Source organism: Mucilaginibacter sp. P2_A4, from assembly GCF_056405015.1.
Window position 1 is genome coordinate 37002 of the sequence record NZ_JBFUCX010000020.1, and the last position, 18532, is coordinate 55533.

Consider the following 18532-nt stretch of genomic DNA (forward strand, 5'->3'; position numbering starts at 1 on the left):
TTTAACTTTAAAACATGAAGATCGCAGTAATTATTGTACGTACCCTTGTTGCCTTAATGTTCCTGTTTGCTTCGGTAAGCTGGTTTTTAATGGTCTATTTTCATGCATTCCAGATGCCACCTGTAACCGGCAACATGAAAGTGTTTAACGACGGACTTGAGGCTTCGGGCTACTTAATGATGCTTATAAAAATAACAGAGTTGGTTTGTGCATTGTTTTTGTTATTCGGCAGGTACGTTGCGCTGGCTTTGGTAGTTCTGTTCCCGGTGATGCTAAATATTGTGTTAGTCAACGCATTTTTGGCACCTTCGGGCCTTACCAGTGTAATCCCGTTGCTACTTGGGGTTTTATTCCTGGCCTATACCCAGCGGGATAAATACGCGCCCTTGTTCGTTTCAAAATAAGCACCTTACTCACGGAATAAAAAACAAACTATTATGACGGTAGAAGTTTTTAAAACCAATGTAAACAAGCGCAAATACGCTAAAATTTTATTAGATCATATTCATAAAACATTCTCGGGCTATAATGCCAATTTTGATCTTGATGATTGCGATAATATTTTGCGTGTACAGTGTAAAAAGGGCACTATCAGATCGAAGGCATTAATCCTTTTTTTTAAAGATTTTGGGTATCACGCTGAGGTACTGGTAGATTAAGCTCTATCATACAAAACAAAAACCAACTTGACTAATTGTTATAATAAAGGAGAACTATTATGTTAAAAGACAGTAAAGCATTTAGCGGATTTTCTGTAAACGACACTGCAAAAGCCAAAGAGTTTTATGGTCAAATCCTCGGACTCGAAGTAAAGGACGAAGCAATGGAAGGTTTAATAAGTTTGCAACTTACCGGTGGAAATTATATCATCATATATCCAAAGCCCAACCACGTGCCTGCCACTTTTACCATACTCAATTTCCCTGTAAATGATCTGGAAAAAACAGTTGATGAACTTACAGCACGTGGTGTAAAATTCATTGTTTATAACGAGGAACATTTTAAAACCAATGAAAAAGGAATATTTACGGCCGGCGGCCCTACCATTGCCTGGTTTAAAGATCCGGCAGGTAATATTTTATCCGTTATCGAACAAAAAAATTAATTGAATATCTTGATTCTTATTAAATAGTAAAAGTTCCTTAAGCCAGCTTAAGGAACTTTTACTATTATCATCAAATATTGCCTCAATATCCCATTGAATTTTAGTGGGCAATTTTTTAAAAGCCACACCCAATGCAGCAAGGCGTTGATATTCCCACCTGTACATCTGTAGAAAACACAACAGCGGCGAAAACTTAACTTCAAAATGCCTTTAAATAGCAATCAGGAAAAAACTTGCCCAATTTATAAGTTTTAACCCCAAACGGGAATATATTCCACAATAGGGAAAATAAACCAATATAATACGTTACTTATAACCCATAATTAGTCAATTTTAAACACTGCGGCAACTGGCATATTTGCTTAATAGTAAATAAAATAATCGTATATAAATATAGTAAGCATTTTATATGTATTTTCGGTACAGTAATTGTTTACATGGATTAAATCACTACATCAGGTTAAACATTTTATGAATATTTACAAAAAACAAAACTCTGTGCATTGTTTTAACGTACACCTATTAGCTTTGCAAATCATTAAATTAAATATTCATTTGCAAAAACCCTAAAGCCTGATCTACTTATTAAATTGATAACAATTACATGCTTATAACTGCTTTTTAATTCAGATCCACCCCCAATCAATAACATGAAGAGAACCTTACTAATTGTCGATGACGATTTAAGCATACTAAAATTACTCAATTTTATTCTTTCTAAAGATTATGATGTTGTTGTTAAAAACAATGGCATCGATGCCTTTGGTTGGTTGGAGGATGGCAATATGCCCGACTTGATACTTTCTGATCTTCAAATGCCTTATTTTGATGGCCAGTCATTTGCAAAAAATGTTAAGATAAGTGGTTTTTATCGCGACATTCCTGTTCTGCTATTGTCTGCTGCTCATGATTTGGATGAGCAGGTAAGCAATATGCCATTTAAAATCGATGGATATATGCACAAACCATTTAAACCTAACGAGCTAAAATCAGCCATTAATCAACTCTTACAAGTTTATGAATCACCAAACGTCTGATTGGAACGAAAACTCCGGTTCGCACATTAAGATCGCTTACGCTGGGTTGGCTTTAAAAGACCTTATATTAACCGGCCTTAGTAATTTCAATATCCATCTTAACGATTCTATTGCCGAACTTGACCGTTATCTGGGCGAGCAATCGATTTTAACAGTTCCGGATATTATCCTGATGGAAGTAGATGCTCATGGAAAATGCTTTGCTTTGGTTGAAGAAATTAAAAAAAGCTTTTTACTCAATGGCTCTATCATTGTTTTACTATCTGTTCAAAACGATAATACCCTTAAGAAAAAGGCGATGCAGCTGAAGGTGCATGATTTTTATAGCCTCCCATTTTCTATTGATGACCTGCGCGAAAGATTGAATTTCCTGGTAACCTTTAAGTTGATAAAGCCAAGGTTACTTGAACTTTCAAAAGAGGTTGATACTACTTATAAAATGCCGTTTGGAAAACGCATTATTGACCTTACCATATCAGGTTCGATGTTGTTTTTCCTATCTCCACTTTACCTGCTTATAGCGATAGCTATAAAGCTTGATTCAAAAGGGCCGGTGCTTTATAAAAGTAAGCGCGTTGGCACAGGCTACAAAGTATTTGATTTTTACAAATTCCGATCGATGAGGACTGATGCGGATCAGCTATTGGCTCAATTATCAACAGAGAATAATCAATACGCAACAGAAGGAGGCGGCGGCAATAAAGCTGCATTTGTTAAAATCAAAAACGATCCGCGTATAACAAAGCTTGGCAACTTTTTACGCAACTCCAGCTTAGATGAACTTCCGCAGCTCTTTAATATATTAGTTGGCGATATGTCTGTAGTTGGCAATAGACCATTACCTGTTTATGAAGCCGAAATGTTAACCTCGAACGAATGGTCGATGCGTTTCCTGGGCCCTGCCGGCCTAACAGGTTTGTGGCAAATCAGCAAACGTGGCAAAGAGGATATGTCTGAAAGAGAGCGGAAAAAACTGGATAACTTTTATGCTCAGAAGTACTCTATTTGGTTAGATTTACGGATTATTGTTGGAACGGTGCCAGCCCTCTTTCAAAAAGAAAAAGTATAAACAATGACTAAACATTTAAGAATTTTTTGTTTCTTATTAACTATCACCCTGTTTTCTAACCAATTACATGCACAGGAAACTTTTATAAACAATGTTAATTTCGCCTATCTTGATAAACTGGTAGCCGTTGCAAAAAAGAATTATCCCGAGGTTAAAGTAAGGCAAAGCCAGGTAAATGCTGCTCACAGCAATTACAACGCAACAAAATTTGCCTGGCTGGATGGATTAACTGCATCTTATATTTATAGTCCGCAAAATTTAGTTAACCAGGCGCAGCCCACCATATTTAAAGGCTACCAGCTGGCTATAACATTGAGTATCGGTCAATTACTTAAAAACCCTGCAGTTACTAATGCAGCGCATGAAACTTATAAAATTGCGCAATACCAGCAGGCTGAGTACATGCTCAACCTTGAAGCCCAGGTAAGAAAACTTTATTTTGCTTACCTTTCTGCCATGACCGAATTGAGGTTACGCTCGGGCGCGGTAACCGACGCCAGTAGCGCAGTTAAGCAATTAAAATATTCCTTTCAAAAAGGAGAAACAACTTTTCAGATCTATAATGAGCAATTAAATAGTTATTATAATCAAAATTCGTTTATGGTACAAGCTGAATTAGCAACGTGGACCACCAAAACTAATCTTGAAGAACTATTAGGTGTTAAATTAGAGGATATTAAATAAAAATGGAGATAACCAATTTTTTTAAGCTTTTAAAGAAATACAGATTAATACTAATTTTTTTACCGCTTGCAACCATAGTTGTATCATTTTACTTTGTTAAAAAACTACCGGATAACTATGTATCCCATGCGCAAATAGCAACCGGTATTATCGATGCATCGCGCCACCTGCTTGATAAGGATGCCAATACTAATGTTCAGGAACAACAGGTATTAAGTGAGTTTAGTAACCTCATGGCCATTATGAAGTTAAAGAAAATGGTTAACCAGGTTTCTTATTCGCTTATTATACATGACCTCAAGAATCCAAATGCGCCTTTTCGAAAACCCAGCAAGCAATTTGCAGAAATGCATGAATATGAACGGGAACAGGCGCTAAAGGTTTTCCAGTATAAGTTTGATCACCTTGAAGCTTTATTGCTTTATAACAAACAGGAAAGCATTTTAAACGAACTGCTGCGCTCCATGAAGTATGATGACGTTTCTCTGCGTAAGGAACTGTTAATATTCAGGGATGATGAAAGTGACTTTATATCCGTAAGTTTTGATTCAGAAAATCCACAATTATCCGCAACGGTGGTAAACGTATTGTGTACGCAATTTATTAGTTACTACACGCAAACAGTAAAGAAAAACGAATCAAACGCGGTCGCTTTTCTATCAGAACTACTGGATCAAAAAAGGAATGCCTTAAATAATAAAACAACTCAGCTTCAAAAATACAAGATAGATAATGGCATATTAAACCTTGATGAGCAGTCAAAAGCTATTTTTAGCCAGATACTTGTTTATAATGATAAAAAACAAGAAGCCGAAAAGAATATTGCTTCATTTGAGGGCGCCCTTAAAACCATCAATGGCAAATTTGAGCCTTCGGATAGAAAATATTTAGAGTCAACCATAAGCAAATATAACCAGGCCATTACCTCAACCCAGGATGAACTTCATAACATCCAAAACAGGTATATACGCAGCAACTACGATCCTAAATATAAACCGGCATTAGATTCTGTTCAAAAAGCATTAGCGTCAGAAATCAATCAATCATCAGATAAATACATAAGCAGCCCCCTTATAGCTAAAGACGACCTGGTTAAGCAAAAATTAACGCTGGAAGTATCGCGCGATCTGGCTAAATACAGTATTCAATCTATCAATAGTGAGTTATCAGATCTAAACACAAAATTTGCCCGCCTGGTACCCTTTGATGCGAAGGTTAAAACTTATGATTTTGATATCGACATCGCCAGTAAGGAATACCTGGAGGTTTTAAACAAGTACAACGAAACTAACCTTAAATCAAACTTTTCCATTAAACTGATACAGGTAGAAATAGCTGCGCCAGAAGCGCCGGAGCCATCAAAAAAAATGCTCCTTATTGGCTTAAGCGCCGTAGCAGTACTTTTTGTTTGCCTGTTTGTTTTATTTTTATTGTTCTACCTTGATGATACCATTAAGGAACCTGCCGAACTGGTTAATAAAACACAATTACCGTTGCTGGGCTATCTTAATAGAGTACACGGATCAAACCTTGATCTTAGAAAACTTTGGGACGTGGAGAACCGCGATAAAATGCGACAGTATAAAGAACTTTTACGATCAATAAGGTTTGAAATTGACCAGGAGCTTCGCGGAGAAAAGGTGATAGCGGTTACAAGCATGGGGGCTCATGACGGTAAAACCGTGTTTGCTACCAGCCTGGCCTACTCCTACTCCATGATCAATAAAAAAGTGTTGCTGATTGATGGAAACTTTGATAATCCCGCCCTTACACAGGCCACGCAACCGACCTTGTTCCTGGAAGAATATTTCAAAAACACGCCCTTTAATAACGTTGAAATAAGCAGCAGCACATCAAACGTTTTAGGTAATCATGCCGGTGATGTAACCTTACTTGAAATTGGCGACGAAGTTTTTATTAAAAGCCGCTTTGATAATCTTAGATCAAAATACGATATAATAATTATTGATACAGCGCCATTAAGCTCCTTAAACAAATCGAAAGAGTGGTTGTTGTTTGCCAATAAAACAATAGCTGTTTTTGAGGCCAACAGGAGTTTAACAAACGCGCAAAAAGCTCACCTGGCATTTTTAAAAAATCTTGGCGGTAAGTTTGGCGGCTGGGTGTTAAATAAAGCAACTTTTGATCTCAAAAAGAAATAGTTACTATTACAACCATTTCTAAATTATTGTTGATACACCTTTAGCTTTAATATTATGAGAATAGACCCTATTGAAGCAAAACCAGATCCTTTTGAAAATTTAACACCACTGCAAAACAGATCGCGTAAGGCAGCTATCGCTATAGCCTTTATAGGTGTTTTTGTTTGGGTAATAAAAATTTTGGTTTTATAATTTCCTTGTCTACCACAAATGCAGAATGATAAAACAAATAACACCGAGGCAAAAGTAACATTTGGGCAAAGGCTACTTATCCAAAAGTTTTCTAACCCGTTTGTGCTTGTTTTTTTAGCACTTGCAGTAGTGTTTATCAGCCTGATAGTTTATAAACTCGGCATTATTGGCTTCGGCGCTATTGTAGTAATTACCTTCGGCTTACCAATTTTATTTGGTATTGTGGCCTACCCCCAATTTGGGATAACCGTATTAATAGTCACCTCCTTTTTTATCAATTACGTTTCAGAATTTTTACCTGATGCGGTACCGATAGGAACCTTACTTGATGCAATAACCTACTTGCTTATTTTAGGTTTTTTTATCAAGCAAAAAAGCGAAAATAACTGGACTTACTTTAAAAACCCTATCAGTACCTTAATTATAATATGGCTGGCGTACAACCTACTGGAGGTAGCCAATCCATCTGCCTCATCCGTACTTGCATGGATTTATACCGTGCGCACGGTTGGCTTTATTATGCTCATGTACTTTGTGTTTGTTTACCATATCCGCTCGGTTAGCTTCATTAAATACGTTTTTAAACTTTGGATTTTACTTGATGTTATTGCCGCTATTTCGGCCTTTCAGCAGGAAAACTTTGGCTTTTTACCTTTTGAAAAAAAATGGCTTTACTCCGATCCTCTTAGGGTGGGTTTACTGTTTATAAACGGACACATGCGTAAGTTCGGCATTTTTTCAGATCCGGTTACCTTCTCTTATAACATGGTTATAGGTGCCTTGTTATGTATAGCGCTTACCATGGGCAATATAGCCACCCGTAAAAAAATAATTTTAGGTTGCACAGCAGCATTTTTTCTGTACGTGATGCTTTACTCGGGCACAAGGGCGGCTTATGTTTTGCTGCCGGCCTCGCTTGCTATATTAGCTGTGCTTAATTTTAACCGAAAGGTATTGATGTCAACTATTATAGCCGGTTTAATGCTTACTTTTTTAATTGTAGTACCAACATCAAATCCATCAATTAAAAGGTTCCAAACCGCTTTTAGCCCATCGGATGATCCTTCGTATAATGTAAGGGCCGAAAATCAAAAGCGGATAAAGCCTTTTATTTTATCTCACCCATTGGGCGGAGGCCTTGGTTCGGTAGGTATTTGGGGCAGGCGTTTCTCACCAAATTCCATGCTGGCTAAATTTCCACCGGATAGTGGTTTCGTGCGTGTGGCTGTTGAAATGGGCTGGGTAGGATTAATCCTTTTTTGCACCTTGTTTTTTGTCGTATTACGCAGTGGGATCAACTATTTCTTCCTCATTAAAGATCCCCGCCTTAAAAACTATTGCATGGCTATGGTACTGGTAATTTTTGCCTTTAACATAGGTAACTTTCCGCAACAGGCTATTGTACAATACCCTTCAAATATTATATTTTACTTGGCAATTGCCATAATAGTAGCTTGCAAACGCCTGGATACAGTGCAACAAAAACGCCTGGAAGAAAGTAACAATATCAGTAAAGTATTATTACCACAATAGCATTAAACCGGATGTCAGTAATAACCCAAATAAAATCGAACCCGAGGTTAAAAAGTTTAGTTCATTGGATGCTGATACCTACCGGCGAATCAAGGCCAAGGCTATGGGTACGTTGGTTTATTACTCCTTTTTATCACCATCGCGGTAAAGGCGCAGTTGTAAGATATTATGCCCGTTTAGATATATTCCCTTTCAATAAATTTTCATTAGGAAGTAAAAGCATCATTGAAGATTTCGCGACTATTAATAATGGCGTTGGAGACGTGATAATAGGCGATAATTGTGGTATTGGCATAGGCAACGTAATCATTGGCCCGGTAAATATGGGCAACTATGTAATGCTTGCTCAAAACATTGTAATATCGGGTCTTAACCACGGCTACGAGGATGTAACTCTCCCACCAAGGGTACAAAAAGTGGTAACCAAACAGATAACCATTTGTGACAATGTTTGGGTAGGCGCCAATAGCGTAATCACCGCAGGCGTAACTATAGGTAAGCATGCCATTATAGGTGCGGGCAGCGTGGTTACAAAGAATATTCCCGAATATTCGGTGGCTGTGGGTAACCCGGCAAAAGTGATTAAAAAGTACAATTTCACAACAAACAACTGGGAAAAAACGTAATAAACAATTAATGGGGGTTTTAAAAAAACTTATAAACAAGCACACTCTTTCTTTAGCAAGTAATGCCATAATGCCTGTTTTGGGCATGGCTATATTAGCACTAATGGCGCGCCATCTCACCAAAACCGACTTTGGCGATTACATTTTCTTCCTGGTTATATTCACCCTGGCAGATACCTTCAGAACAGGATTCCTGCAAACATCCCTTATAAAATACTATGCCGGTACCAGTCCCGAAAGGGCGGCAAATGTTGCTGGCTCGGCCTGGTACATCGGTTTAACTATCGTATTTACTTTTGGTTTGGGTAATTTGCTGGTATACCTTTTCTTTTGCTACTTTGGCACCAGCCCCAACATGTTTACCATATTAATGTGGTTCGGTATCACTTACCTGTGCTCGTTACCAACCGCAATAGCAACCTGGATATTACAGGCCGAGGAACGTTTTGATAAACTTTTCCTGTTACAACTTATTAACCAGGGTGGCTTCTTTATATTTATTTTACTGCTTATAGTTTTTCATCGTGCCAATTTTCAAAATGCTATTTATTGCTACTGTTTAAATAACATCATCAGCAGCTTAATCACTGTTTTTAATGGCTGGTCAAAAATAAAAACCATAAGCAGTAAAAGTTGGGCATCTGTAAAAGAACTTGCCCACTTTGGTAAATTTAGTGTAGGCACATCCATCAGCTCCTATCTGTTGCGCAGTTCTGATACCATTATTATTAAAATGATGTTTGCTGATAGCTTGCTGGGTGTTTATTATATTCCGCAGCGGTTGATGGAGATCTTTGAGATTCCGTTAAGAGCATTTATTGCAACTGCATTACCTGTTATGTCGGCAGCAGTGCACCGGGAAGATAAAAAGCATGTATCCTACATCATGAAAAAGTATGCAGGAATGCTTACCATCGCCCTGATACCTGTAGCTGTAGTTGCTTTTTTACTGGCCGATTTGATTATAGGTTTATTATTTGGCAGTGCCTACCAGCACTCAGACGCAGGTAATATCTTCCGCATATTTATGTGTTTTGTAATGCTGCTACCTATTGACAGGTTTTTTGGAATAACACTTGATATTATTGGAAAGCCCCATTTAAATATGATAAAAGTTTTCATCATGCTGGCTGTAAATGTAAGTGCCGATTTTGCAGGCATATTTATATTTCACAGTTTGTATGGCGTAGCAATAGCATCAATTTTCACATTTTTTGCCGGGGCTATTTTTGGTTACTGGGCCCTTAAAAAACATTTAGAGTTTTCAATTAAAGATATATTCTATTTAGGATACCTTGAGTTGATAGAATTATTGGGGGTTTTTTATAATAAGATCAGAAAAAAGGAAACCGGTCAAATTTAATATGGAACTCAGGAACCGTAATATCATCATATTTTCGCAGATGCAGTTTGATGGCCGTCTTGAATCAACAAACTACACTATGGCCAGGCACCTGGCCGAGCATAACAATGTGTACTATGTAGACAGACCCTTTACCTGGAAAGATTATATTAAATTTAAAGATACCCCAGAATTTAAGATCAGGAAGCCTCATTTTTTTTCTTCGGCGAATAGTATTATTCAAACAGAGATACCCAATCTTAAAATTGTTATATCTCCACCGGTACCATCTATTAATATGCTGCCCGAAGGCAAACTTTACCGTATTGCAGCAAGGATTAATGAATTGATAGTTGGGCGGAGACTAAAAAAAGTGATCAAAAATTTAAATATCGCCGATTACATTTACATCAACTCTTACAATTACACCTACCCTACTTTTCACAACCTGATAAAGCCGGTGTTAACGGTTTATCACTGTGTTGACCCATTGGTAGAGATCTACCAAACTAAACATGGCTTAATATCAGAGGATATCGTGGTTAAAAGTGTCGACCTGGTAATTTGCACCAGTAAAGCGTTAAGGGATAACAAACTTAAATTAAACCCAAATTCGCATTTTATACCCAATGCGGCAAACATTAGCCATAGCCAAAAAGCACTTGATCCTAAATTGCCCGTTGCCGATATTTTATCAGGTATTAATAAACCTGTAATAGGTTACTTTGGCAATATTGAGCGCCGCATCGATTATAATTTACTTACAGAGTTATTAGCACAAAATCCGGATAAAAATTTCGTTTTCATCGGCCCGGTTGATGTTGATTACGTTGATATGCCCGCGTTTAAAGAAAACAACGCCTATGTAAAAGGCGCTGTACCTTATGAGCAAATGCCGGCCGTTTTAAAGGGCTTTGATGTGGCTATTATTCCATTTAAAAAAGATGACGTGAGCAATTCTATATTTCCGCTAAAACTATTTGAATACCTGGGTTCGGGCAAACCGGTAGTGTCATCTGATTTTAACAGCGACTTACAGGAATTTACCGGCGATACTGTTGCGTATTGCAAAACATCAACGGAGTTTACACTTGCCATAAACAATGCGTTAAAGGATACACCTGAATTGCAACAAAGAAGACTGGCCGTTGCAGCAGAAAATACCTGGGAGCATAGAATTATTGAAATAGAAAAGCTTTTGGCATTAAATTTAGAAACTAACAATAACGCATTAAATTCATAATAATGCAACATTACCCTAAAAAAGACAGTAAAAGTCTTTATAACATATTAAAGCATGGAGATTATTAGGTTTATTGCTTCTTTAATAATGAGTATAGCTTTTATATATCTCGGTATATATTGTATTTATCTGTTTATATTCTCTGTATTGGGGAAATTAGTTCCCATTAAATACCCACCCGCTGCTACCTCGTTAAGTAAATTTGTTATTTATATCTGCGCTTATAAAGAAGACGAAATTTTATTAAACTCGGCGGTGGGTGCATTGACACTTGATTACCCGGCTGATAAATTTCACATCTGCATTATAGCCGATTCGCTTCAACCCGAAACACTTGAAAAACTAAGAAAACTGCCCCTGCAGGTAGTGGAAGTTTTTTTTGAGAATAGTACAAAATCAAAAGCGCTGAATAAAGCCATTGAAAATACCGCAGATGGCTTTGATGCGGCCATTGTATATGATATTGATAACGTTGCCGCCCCCGATTACCTTTACCAGATCAACAATTATCTACAGGCTGGTGAAAAGGTGGTTCAAGGGCACAGGATAGCAAAAAACACTAATACAAACGTTGCCATACTTGATGCGATAAGCGAAGAGATCAATAACCATATTTTCAGGAAATCGCAACGGGTATTAAACCTTTCAGCAGCCATTATTGGTTCTGGGATGGCGCTTGAATATAATTTATTTAAGGTTACCATGAGTCAAATTGATGCGGTTGGTGGCTTTGATAAGGAAATGGGGCTAATACTTACCCGTCAAAAAATAAGCGTGGCCTATGCCGAAAAAGCTTTTGTATACGATGAAAAGGTGAGCAACCCCGAGGTATTTAAAAAACAACGTAAAAGATGGCTATCTGCACAATTCAATTTATTGCGTGTATATGGTTTGAGCGGCCTTCGTGAATTATTCATGAACGGCAACTTTGATTATTTTAATGAAATATATCAAATGTCGATATTGCCACGGGTATTGATGTTGGGAATAATGCCATTTATGTTATTCATATCAATATTAACGCCAGGCATCGGCCCATCATGGCATTTATGGCTTGTAGCTACGCTATGTTGTTATATTGCTATTGTTGTTGCTATACCCGGTGATTACTTTAATAGCAAATTATTCAATGCTGCACTTAAATTGCCACTCATATTTTTCACGATGTTATTGCTGTTGTTTAAATTAAAAGGTGCAAATAAAAAATTTATTCATACACCGCACGACCATACAGCAGTATAAATCGTAAGTATGAAAATATAAACGGTGGATATATATATTTTAATTATGTAAATCCCATGTTGTTCAGATTAAATATTAGATACATACCCCAATATGGATGCTCACGAAAAAACCGATAGTTTAAGCTTATTAAACAATACCGTGGCTGATTATCCTAAAGATAAAGCGCTGCATCACCTGCTTGCCGAACAGGCATTTAAGAACCCTGATAAAATAGCTATTGTATTTGAAGACCGTTCGCTAAGTTTTAAAAATGTAAATGAAGCGGCAAACAAACTGGCTAAACATTTACTAACCTACAATATCAAAACCGGCGACATTATCGGGCTAGCACTCGACAGATCGCCTGAGATGGTAATTTCTTTGCTGGCGATCTTAAAAACAGGTGCCGCTTATGTACCTCTTGATCCTGAATACCCGAAAGACCGCGTTGAGTTTATGATGGAAGATTCGGCGGCAAAAATATTGTTGACGTCTGAAAAGTTTAAAAATCATTTTATCACGGTTGCAAAGGAGGTGTTGATAGAAGATGCTTTTGATAAATTTGATAACTACTCTGCAGATGAGCCCGAAACAGTAGTTAACGGGGATGATCTTGCTTATGTCTTGTTTACCTCAGGTTCCACCGGGAAACCTAAAGGCGTACAAATAAAACACCATAACCTGGTCAACTTTTTGCTGAGTATGGCCAAAGAACCGGGCCTCACTCCTGCTGATAACCTATTGGCGGTAACTACTATATCTTTTGACATTGCTGGCCTTGAATTATTTTTACCTTTATTGGTTGGATCAAAACTTATAGTTACCGATGCCATAACTGCAAAAGATGGCCGCGCATTGCTCGATCTGTGCAATAGCCAAAAAATTACCGTTATGCAGGCCACTCCTTACACATGGCGCGTAATGCTGGAAGCTGGCTGGGAACAGAAACTACCTCTTAAAATACTTTGTGGTGGCGAAGCTTTGCCAAAAGACCTGATCAATAAGCTGATTGCACGTAGTTTAGAATTGTGGAATATGTATGGCCCTACCGAAACTACAGTATGGTCCACAGTAAAACTGATCGTGAACGATACCGACATCACCATTGGCAAACCAATTGATAACACACAGGTGTACATACTGGATGAGAAGCTTAATAACTTTACCGATGGAACCATTGGCGAAATTTATATAGGTGGTGATGGTGTTGCTAAAGGCTACTTAAACAGACCCGAACTGACTGATGAAAGATTTGTTGATGATATATTCTCAGGGATTGCGGGCAGCAAAATGTATCGTACCGGTGATTTAGGAAAAATCCGTGAAGACGGTGAGATAATTTGCCTTGGCCGGATTGATCACCAGGTGAAAGTGAGGGGTTACCGCATCGAACTTGAGGAGATAGAGCAAAATCTTATAAAAGAAGAAAATATAAAACAGGCTGTTGTTATAGCCCGAGAAGATACGCCCGGAAACCCACGTCTGGTAGCCTATGTTATTGTAAACGAACTGATAAACAGCGCTGATTTAAAACAACAGTTTGATACCTGGCAGCAGGGTTTACTTGCAGCATTACCAGAGTATATGGTGCCCGATGATTTTGTAATAATGGAAGTTATACCGATAACTCCCAATGGAAAAATAGACAGGAAAGCGCTACCCAAACCTGATTACGGCAATATACAACGCACAGGCGAATTTGTTGCCCCGCGAACTGCCAATGAAAAACTGGTTGCAGAAATATGGCAACAATTGATGGGAATTGAGAACATCAGCATGGCTGATAACTTTTTTGAATTGGGTGGCAGATCATTAGTGGCCGTGCAGATCATGGCACGCATTGAGAAAGAAACCGGTAAACGCCTGCCCCTGGCTACTTTGTTTGAATACGCTACTATTGAAAAACTGGCTGCAAGGCTCGAGATCGACCCGTCATCAATTACATGGGAATCCCTGGTGCCTATTAAGCCAAGCGGCAGCAAAATGCCCTTATACATTGTGCATGGTGCCGGCTTAAACGTTTTGCTTTTTAACGCGCTGGCCATGAACATGGATGCAGAACAACCCGTGTATGGCTTACAGGCAAGAGGACTTAACGGTGTTGACGAACCATTGGATGTAATGGAAGAAATTGCCACCAATTATATAACCGAAATAGTAGCCAAAAACCCGGATGGGCCCTACGCCCTTGCGGGATACTCCCTGGGAGGAATTATTGCTTTTGAAATGGCAAAACAATTAATGGCTGCCGGTAAAGAGGTGAAAATGCTGGCCATGTTTGATACATTTGCCGAGCAATCAACCGTTAATGACCCTGCATTAAAGAGAACCATTAATAATACTACTTTTCTGCTGAAGCAAATAGGCCATAGCCTTGTTTTACTTACAGAAGACCCCAAACGAACCATTGAGTATAAAAGCCTTGTTATTAAACGCAGGATCATCAAATTTTTCTGGAAGCTGTTTCCTGGTAAAGATGAAAAGAAAGAAGGCTTCTTTGCTTATGATAATGAGATAGACGAAGCCAGCGAAAAGGCTTTGCGCAATTATATTTTAACACCGCTAAATATTGCGATTGAATTATTCAGAGCAAAAAAACGCACCTTTTACATGGTTGATTTTGATTTCCTGGGTTGGCGCCCGTTTGCACTAAAAGGCGTTAACGTACATGAAATACCCGGCGAACACAATACCATATTTGCACCACCAAATGATAAAGAATTTGCTGTTGTATTACAAGAGTGTTTGGATAAGGTAACAAAAAGCTAAGGTATATGTATGGAGTGGTAACATTAATTAGATAAATGGTGCCAAAATTGGATAACTAAGGTTAGGTATGCCAAACACTGCAGTTCTTGAAAAAAATAAGACAAAAGTATTCTTCCCCAATTTAAATGGAGTAAGGGCTTTGGCTGCGCTCATGGTTGTAGTATCACATATCGAGCTTCATAAAACCATTTTTAATTTAAATAGAATTCCCGGGGTCGACCTTTTAAATTTTGGCAAAACAGGTGTTACTATTTTTTTTGCACTCAGCGGGTTTCTGATAACCTATTTATTGCTCGAAGAAAAACGAAATTTTACCACCGTCAATTTCAAAGGCTTTTACATGCGAAGGCTTTTGAGGATATGGCCTTTATATTTCCTGGTGGTTTTTATTGGGTTTTCATTTTTCCCCGGTGGCTCAACCTCTGCTTTTTGGCTTTCGGTTTTATTTTTACCCAACTTAGCTTTTTGCCTGCAAATGCTCCCCTCTATTTTTGACCCCATTTGGTCTATTGGTACCGAAGAACAATTTTACATATTTCATCCTCATTTCTTCAGGCTTAAAAAACTCCAGCATATTTTTTACGCCCTGTTAATATTCATATTGTTCATTTGGGGACTGCAATTGACGGTTGATCATTTGCTGCAACATCACCCAATGTATTCATCATTACATCAATTAATGTATTACTCACGGTTTGATAATATGATGATTGGGGCTGCCGTAGCAGTTTTATATTACAATACAAAACATCCGGAATTTGACTTTAAGTTTCAAAACACGTTCAATAGCATATTTAAAAAATGGTTTCAGGTAACATTGCTGATTGTTTTTGCTGCGTACCTTGTACTGTATTTATGTTACGATATTCCTCATGGTGATGTTTTGATAGCGCTATTGGCTTCTTTGCTAATTGTTAACCTTTGCGAAACAAAAACAAGTATTTACTCACTTCAGCATAAATACGTTAACTATATAGGGCAAATTTCCTACGGTATATATCTTTTACACAAATTTGTGTTGTTTTTGGTATTATATCTTGTTCAAAAATATTTTACACAAGGAAGCATGATCATTGAAAACGTAATTATTTATGGAGCAACCATAACCGGCGTTATTGCTTTGGCTTCCGCATCTTATTATGGTTATGAAAAACCATTTTTAAGGATAAAAAAAAGATTCCAGAAAATCACACAATGACAATCTTATCCAATTCATTTATCAAAATAAATGGTCAACTTTTAGTACCCATAATCCGTAAAACCGTAGCTATCACTATATCAGCATAGATGAAAAAAATCTCTATTGTTACCGTAAATTTTAACCAGCCAACTATTACCGAAGAACTGCTTTCATCAATAGAAAAAACAAACACCTACACCAATATTGAAATAATTATTGTTGATAATGCCAGCAAAATAAACCCGGTACCGGATTGGGCCATAAAATATCCGGGCATTAAGTTAATCCGGTCGGATATAAACCTTGGTTTTGCCGGGGGGAATAATCTTGGCATAAAACAAGCTTCGGGCGATTACCTGTTCCTGGTAAATAATGATACCGAATTTACTGCGGGTTTAATTGAAAAACTGGTTGATATATTGGATACTCATGAAGACGTGGGTATGATATCGCCCATGATAAAATACTATAACGACAAACAACTGATACAATACGCGGGCTACACCCCTATGAATTATTATACCTGCCGCAATAGCTGTATTGGTTTGCGCCAAAAAGATGAAGGGCAATTCAATCATATCATTGGCCCTACCGCTTATTGCCATGGCGCGGCTATGATGATCAGGAATGAAGCCATAAACAAGGCAGGTTTAATGGCCGAAAACTTCTTCTTATATTATGAAGAGGTAGACTGGTGCGAAAACATTCTGCGCGCGGGCTATAAAGCCTGGGTGAATACAGATGCATTGATCTATCATAAAGAATCGGTATCGGTAGGCAAAAAAAGCAAGCTGAAGGAGTATTTCATGAATCGTAACCGCATACTTTTTACCCGGCGCAATGCGCCTTTGTTTAAAAAATTGTTTTTTTATGCCTATTTCCTGTTAATGGTAGTGCCCCGTAACGTGATAACCTATATTAAACACAAAAACTACAACTTTATACCCATGCTGTTTAAAGCAGTCTGGTGGAATTTTACCCACTCAAAAACCAGCAATAACTTAGGTTACCCCATTAATACCATATCATGAAGATCATTTTAATAATAAGCCTGATTATTGTTTTTTACACCTTTGCGGGTTATGGCATACTACTGTATTTTATTATCAAACTTAAAAGGCTGATAAAAGGACCTAAAAAAGTTGTGCCAGAAAACCTTGAACAATTACCTACCTGTACACTGGTAATAGCCGCTTATAATGAGGAGTATTTTATTAAGGATAAAATAGCTAACAGCCTTTTGTTGAATTATCCGGCAGGAAAACTAAAAATAATTTTCATAACCGACGGATCATCAGACAATACGCCGGCTATTATTGCCAATCATCCTCAAATACAGCTACTTCACCAACCACAGCGTGCCGGTAAAATTGCAGCCGTTCATCGTGCTATGGATTTTGTAAACACCGATGCCGTAGTTTTTACCGATGCCAATACATTTTTAAATAAAGATGCATTAATAAAGATCTGCAGGCATTACATCGATCCAACTGTGGGAGCTGTTGCTGGTGAAAAGCGCGTACATTTTGATGAAAACGCCGATGCCAGTGCCGCCGGTGAAGGTTTTTACTGGAAATACGAATCGGCTCTTAAAAAATGGGATTCGGAACTTTATTCCGTTGTAGGTGCCGCGGGCGAATTGTTTAGCGTTAGGCGTTCGCTTTACCAGGCGGTTGAGTCTGATACAGTGCTGGATGACTTTATGATATCAATGCTCATTGCCGAAAAGGGTTACCGTATTGTATATGAGCCGGAAGCTTATGCTACCGAAACCGCATCTGAGAATGTATCCGAAGAATTAAAAAGAAAAATACGTATTGCGGCAGGTGGCATACAATCTATATTACGGTTAAAAAGCCTGTTCAACCCTTTCCCTTACCCAATATTGTCATTTCAATATATTAGTCACCGCGTATTAAGGTGGACGGTTACCCCCTTCCTGCTCATATTGTCATTTGCTTTAAACCTGGCATTGGCTTTTGAGCCCGATAGCCAGGGATGGAAACTGCTTTTATTTGCACAGGTATTATTTTACCTGCTGGCGTTTTTAGGTTATGTAATGGAGAAGAAACAATTACGCATCAAAATACTTTTTATACCCTATTATTTCTGCGTAATGAATTATGCGGTTTTGGCCGGAATATTGAGGTATTTTACAACAACTCAAAGCGCGGTTTGGGAAAAGGCACAACGAAAACAATAATAAACTGTATGGTAAACTAATTTTTGTTTACAGCGTTTATAACAACTTAATTAATATTATTGCGTATAAATAAATATACAATAAATTTGTTAGTATAAAATGGTGTTTACAACTAATTGAAATGTAAAAAATGCCTATCTTCCACTGCTTTTTAAAGTAACCT

At 37.8% G+C, this 18532-nt stretch carries 17 protein-coding genes; all 17 read left to right on the forward strand.

Features of this window, described 5'->3' with window-relative positions:
• Positions 1–14: 14 nt before the first annotated feature.
• The 17 genes from AC1DYB_RS27175 to AC1DYB_RS27255 all read left to right on the forward strand — a co-directional run bounded on the left by AC1DYB_RS27175 (position 15) and on the right by AC1DYB_RS27255 (position 18369).
• On the forward strand, positions 15–404 hold the full coding sequence (locus AC1DYB_RS27175) for a DoxX family protein (RefSeq protein ID WP_295716980.1): 390 nt from the start codon (positions 15–17) through the stop codon (positions 402–404).
• A gap of 33 nt (positions 405–437) precedes the next feature.
• Positions 438–659: a hypothetical protein gene (locus AC1DYB_RS27180; RefSeq protein WP_477439665.1), complete on the forward strand. Its 222-nt coding sequence runs from the start codon at positions 438–440 to the stop codon at positions 657–659.
• Positions 660–718: 59 nt separating this feature from the next.
• Positions 719–1105: a VOC family protein gene (locus AC1DYB_RS27185; protein ID WP_477439667.1), complete on the forward strand. Its 387-nt coding sequence runs from the start codon at positions 719–721 to the stop codon at positions 1103–1105.
• A 650-nt stretch (positions 1106–1755) separates the two neighbouring features.
• Positions 1756–2142 (forward strand): response regulator, encoded by a 387-nt coding sequence (locus AC1DYB_RS27190; RefSeq protein WP_295716986.1) that lies wholly within the window; start codon positions 1756–1758, stop codon positions 2140–2142.
• Positions 2123–3211, forward strand: coding sequence for a sugar transferase (locus AC1DYB_RS27195; RefSeq protein ID WP_295716987.1), 1089 nt, complete (start codon positions 2123–2125; stop codon positions 3209–3211). The genes AC1DYB_RS27190 and AC1DYB_RS27195 overlap by 20 nt, the downstream gene beginning before the upstream one ends.
• A 3-nt stretch (positions 3212–3214) precedes the next feature.
• Positions 3215–3895 (forward strand): TolC family protein, encoded by a 681-nt coding sequence (locus AC1DYB_RS27200; RefSeq protein ID WP_295716989.1) that lies wholly within the window; start codon positions 3215–3217, stop codon positions 3893–3895.
• Between the two features lie 2 nt (positions 3896–3897).
• Complete coding sequence (locus AC1DYB_RS27205; protein WP_477439669.1) at positions 3898–6057, forward strand: exopolysaccharide transport family protein; 2160 nt, start codon at positions 3898–3900, stop codon at positions 6055–6057.
• Between the two features lie 54 nt (positions 6058–6111).
• Positions 6112–6249, forward strand: coding sequence for a hypothetical protein (locus tag AC1DYB_RS27210; RefSeq protein WP_295716992.1), 138 nt, complete (start codon positions 6112–6114; stop codon positions 6247–6249).
• Between the two features lie 18 nt (positions 6250–6267).
• Positions 6268–7782 carry an O-antigen ligase family protein gene (locus AC1DYB_RS27215; RefSeq protein WP_477439671.1) on the forward strand — a complete coding sequence of 505 codons (1515 nt, stop codon included), beginning with the start codon at positions 6268–6270 and terminating at the stop codon, positions 7780–7782.
• An 11-nt stretch (positions 7783–7793) separates the two neighbouring features.
• Positions 7794–8408 (forward strand): acyltransferase, encoded by a 615-nt coding sequence (locus AC1DYB_RS27220; protein ID WP_477439673.1) that lies wholly within the window; start codon positions 7794–7796, stop codon positions 8406–8408.
• 10 nt (positions 8409–8418) lie between these two features.
• Positions 8419–9771, forward strand: coding sequence for an oligosaccharide flippase family protein (locus AC1DYB_RS27225; RefSeq protein ID WP_477439675.1), 1353 nt, complete (start codon positions 8419–8421; stop codon positions 9769–9771).
• 1 nt (position 9772) lies between these two features.
• Positions 9773–10993: a glycosyltransferase family protein gene (locus AC1DYB_RS27230; RefSeq protein WP_477439677.1), complete on the forward strand. Its 1221-nt coding sequence runs from the start codon at positions 9773–9775 to the stop codon at positions 10991–10993.
• A 54-nt stretch (positions 10994–11047) separates the two neighbouring features.
• Entirely contained in the window at positions 11048–12235 is a 1188-nt protein-coding gene (locus AC1DYB_RS27235; RefSeq protein ID WP_295716999.1) for a glycosyltransferase family 2 protein, read from the forward strand.
• A gap of 93 nt (positions 12236–12328) precedes the next feature.
• A complete protein-coding gene (locus AC1DYB_RS27240; protein WP_477439679.1) occupies positions 12329–14986 on the forward strand; it encodes a non-ribosomal peptide synthetase in 2658 nt (885 codons plus the stop codon).
• Positions 14987–15053: 67 nt separating this feature from the next.
• Positions 15054–16184 (forward strand): acyltransferase family protein, encoded by a 1131-nt coding sequence (locus AC1DYB_RS27245; protein ID WP_477439681.1) that lies wholly within the window; start codon positions 15054–15056, stop codon positions 16182–16184.
• Positions 16185–16273: 89 nt separating this feature from the next.
• Positions 16274–17197, forward strand: coding sequence for a glycosyltransferase family 2 protein (locus AC1DYB_RS27250; RefSeq protein WP_477439683.1), 924 nt, complete (start codon positions 16274–16276; stop codon positions 17195–17197).
• Positions 17194–18369: a glycosyltransferase family 2 protein gene (locus AC1DYB_RS27255; RefSeq protein WP_477439685.1), complete on the forward strand. Its 1176-nt coding sequence runs from the start codon at positions 17194–17196 to the stop codon at positions 18367–18369. The genes AC1DYB_RS27250 and AC1DYB_RS27255 overlap by 4 nt, the downstream gene beginning before the upstream one ends.
• Positions 18370–18532 lie beyond the last annotated feature (163 nt).

What these genes read in the sequence shown, in the direction of transcription:
- AC1DYB_RS27190 (WP_295716986.1), top strand. Translation starts at nt 1,756, where the DNA reads ATGAAGAGAACCTTACTAATTGTCGATGACGATTTAAGCATACTAAAA.
- AC1DYB_RS27200 (WP_295716989.1), top strand. Translation starts at nt 3,215, where the DNA reads ATGACTAAACATTTAAGAATTTTTTGTTTCTTATTAACTATCACCCTG.
- AC1DYB_RS27195 (WP_295716987.1), top strand. Translation starts at nt 2,123, where the DNA reads ATGAATCACCAAACGTCTGATTGGAACGAAAACTCCGGTTCGCACATT.
- AC1DYB_RS27235 (WP_295716999.1), top strand. Translation starts at nt 11,048, where the DNA reads ATGGAGATTATTAGGTTTATTGCTTCTTTAATAATGAGTATAGCTTTT.
- AC1DYB_RS27175 (WP_295716980.1), top strand. Translation starts at nt 15, where the DNA reads ATGAAGATCGCAGTAATTATTGTACGTACCCTTGTTGCCTTAATGTTC.
- AC1DYB_RS27240 (WP_477439679.1), top strand. Translation starts at nt 12,329, where the DNA reads ATGGATGCTCACGAAAAAACCGATAGTTTAAGCTTATTAAACAATACC.
- AC1DYB_RS27245 (WP_477439681.1), top strand. Translation starts at nt 15,054, where the DNA reads ATGCCAAACACTGCAGTTCTTGAAAAAAATAAGACAAAAGTATTCTTC.
- AC1DYB_RS27180 (WP_477439665.1), top strand. Translation starts at nt 438, where the DNA reads ATGACGGTAGAAGTTTTTAAAACCAATGTAAACAAGCGCAAATACGCT.
- AC1DYB_RS27215 (WP_477439671.1), top strand. Translation starts at nt 6,268, where the DNA reads ATGCAGAATGATAAAACAAATAACACCGAGGCAAAAGTAACATTTGGG.
- AC1DYB_RS27250 (WP_477439683.1), top strand. Translation starts at nt 16,274, where the DNA reads ATGAAAAAAATCTCTATTGTTACCGTAAATTTTAACCAGCCAACTATT.
- AC1DYB_RS27220 (WP_477439673.1), top strand. Translation starts at nt 7,794, where the DNA reads ATGTCAGTAATAACCCAAATAAAATCGAACCCGAGGTTAAAAAGTTTA.
- AC1DYB_RS27205 (WP_477439669.1), top strand. Translation starts at nt 3,898, where the DNA reads ATGGAGATAACCAATTTTTTTAAGCTTTTAAAGAAATACAGATTAATA.
- AC1DYB_RS27225 (WP_477439675.1), top strand. Translation starts at nt 8,419, where the DNA reads ATGGGGGTTTTAAAAAAACTTATAAACAAGCACACTCTTTCTTTAGCA.
- AC1DYB_RS27210 (WP_295716992.1), top strand. Translation starts at nt 6,112, where the DNA reads ATGAGAATAGACCCTATTGAAGCAAAACCAGATCCTTTTGAAAATTTA.
- AC1DYB_RS27185 (WP_477439667.1), top strand. Translation starts at nt 719, where the DNA reads ATGTTAAAAGACAGTAAAGCATTTAGCGGATTTTCTGTAAACGACACT.
- AC1DYB_RS27230 (WP_477439677.1), top strand. Translation starts at nt 9,773, where the DNA reads ATGGAACTCAGGAACCGTAATATCATCATATTTTCGCAGATGCAGTTT.
- AC1DYB_RS27255 (WP_477439685.1), top strand. Translation starts at nt 17,194, where the DNA reads ATGAAGATCATTTTAATAATAAGCCTGATTATTGTTTTTTACACCTTT.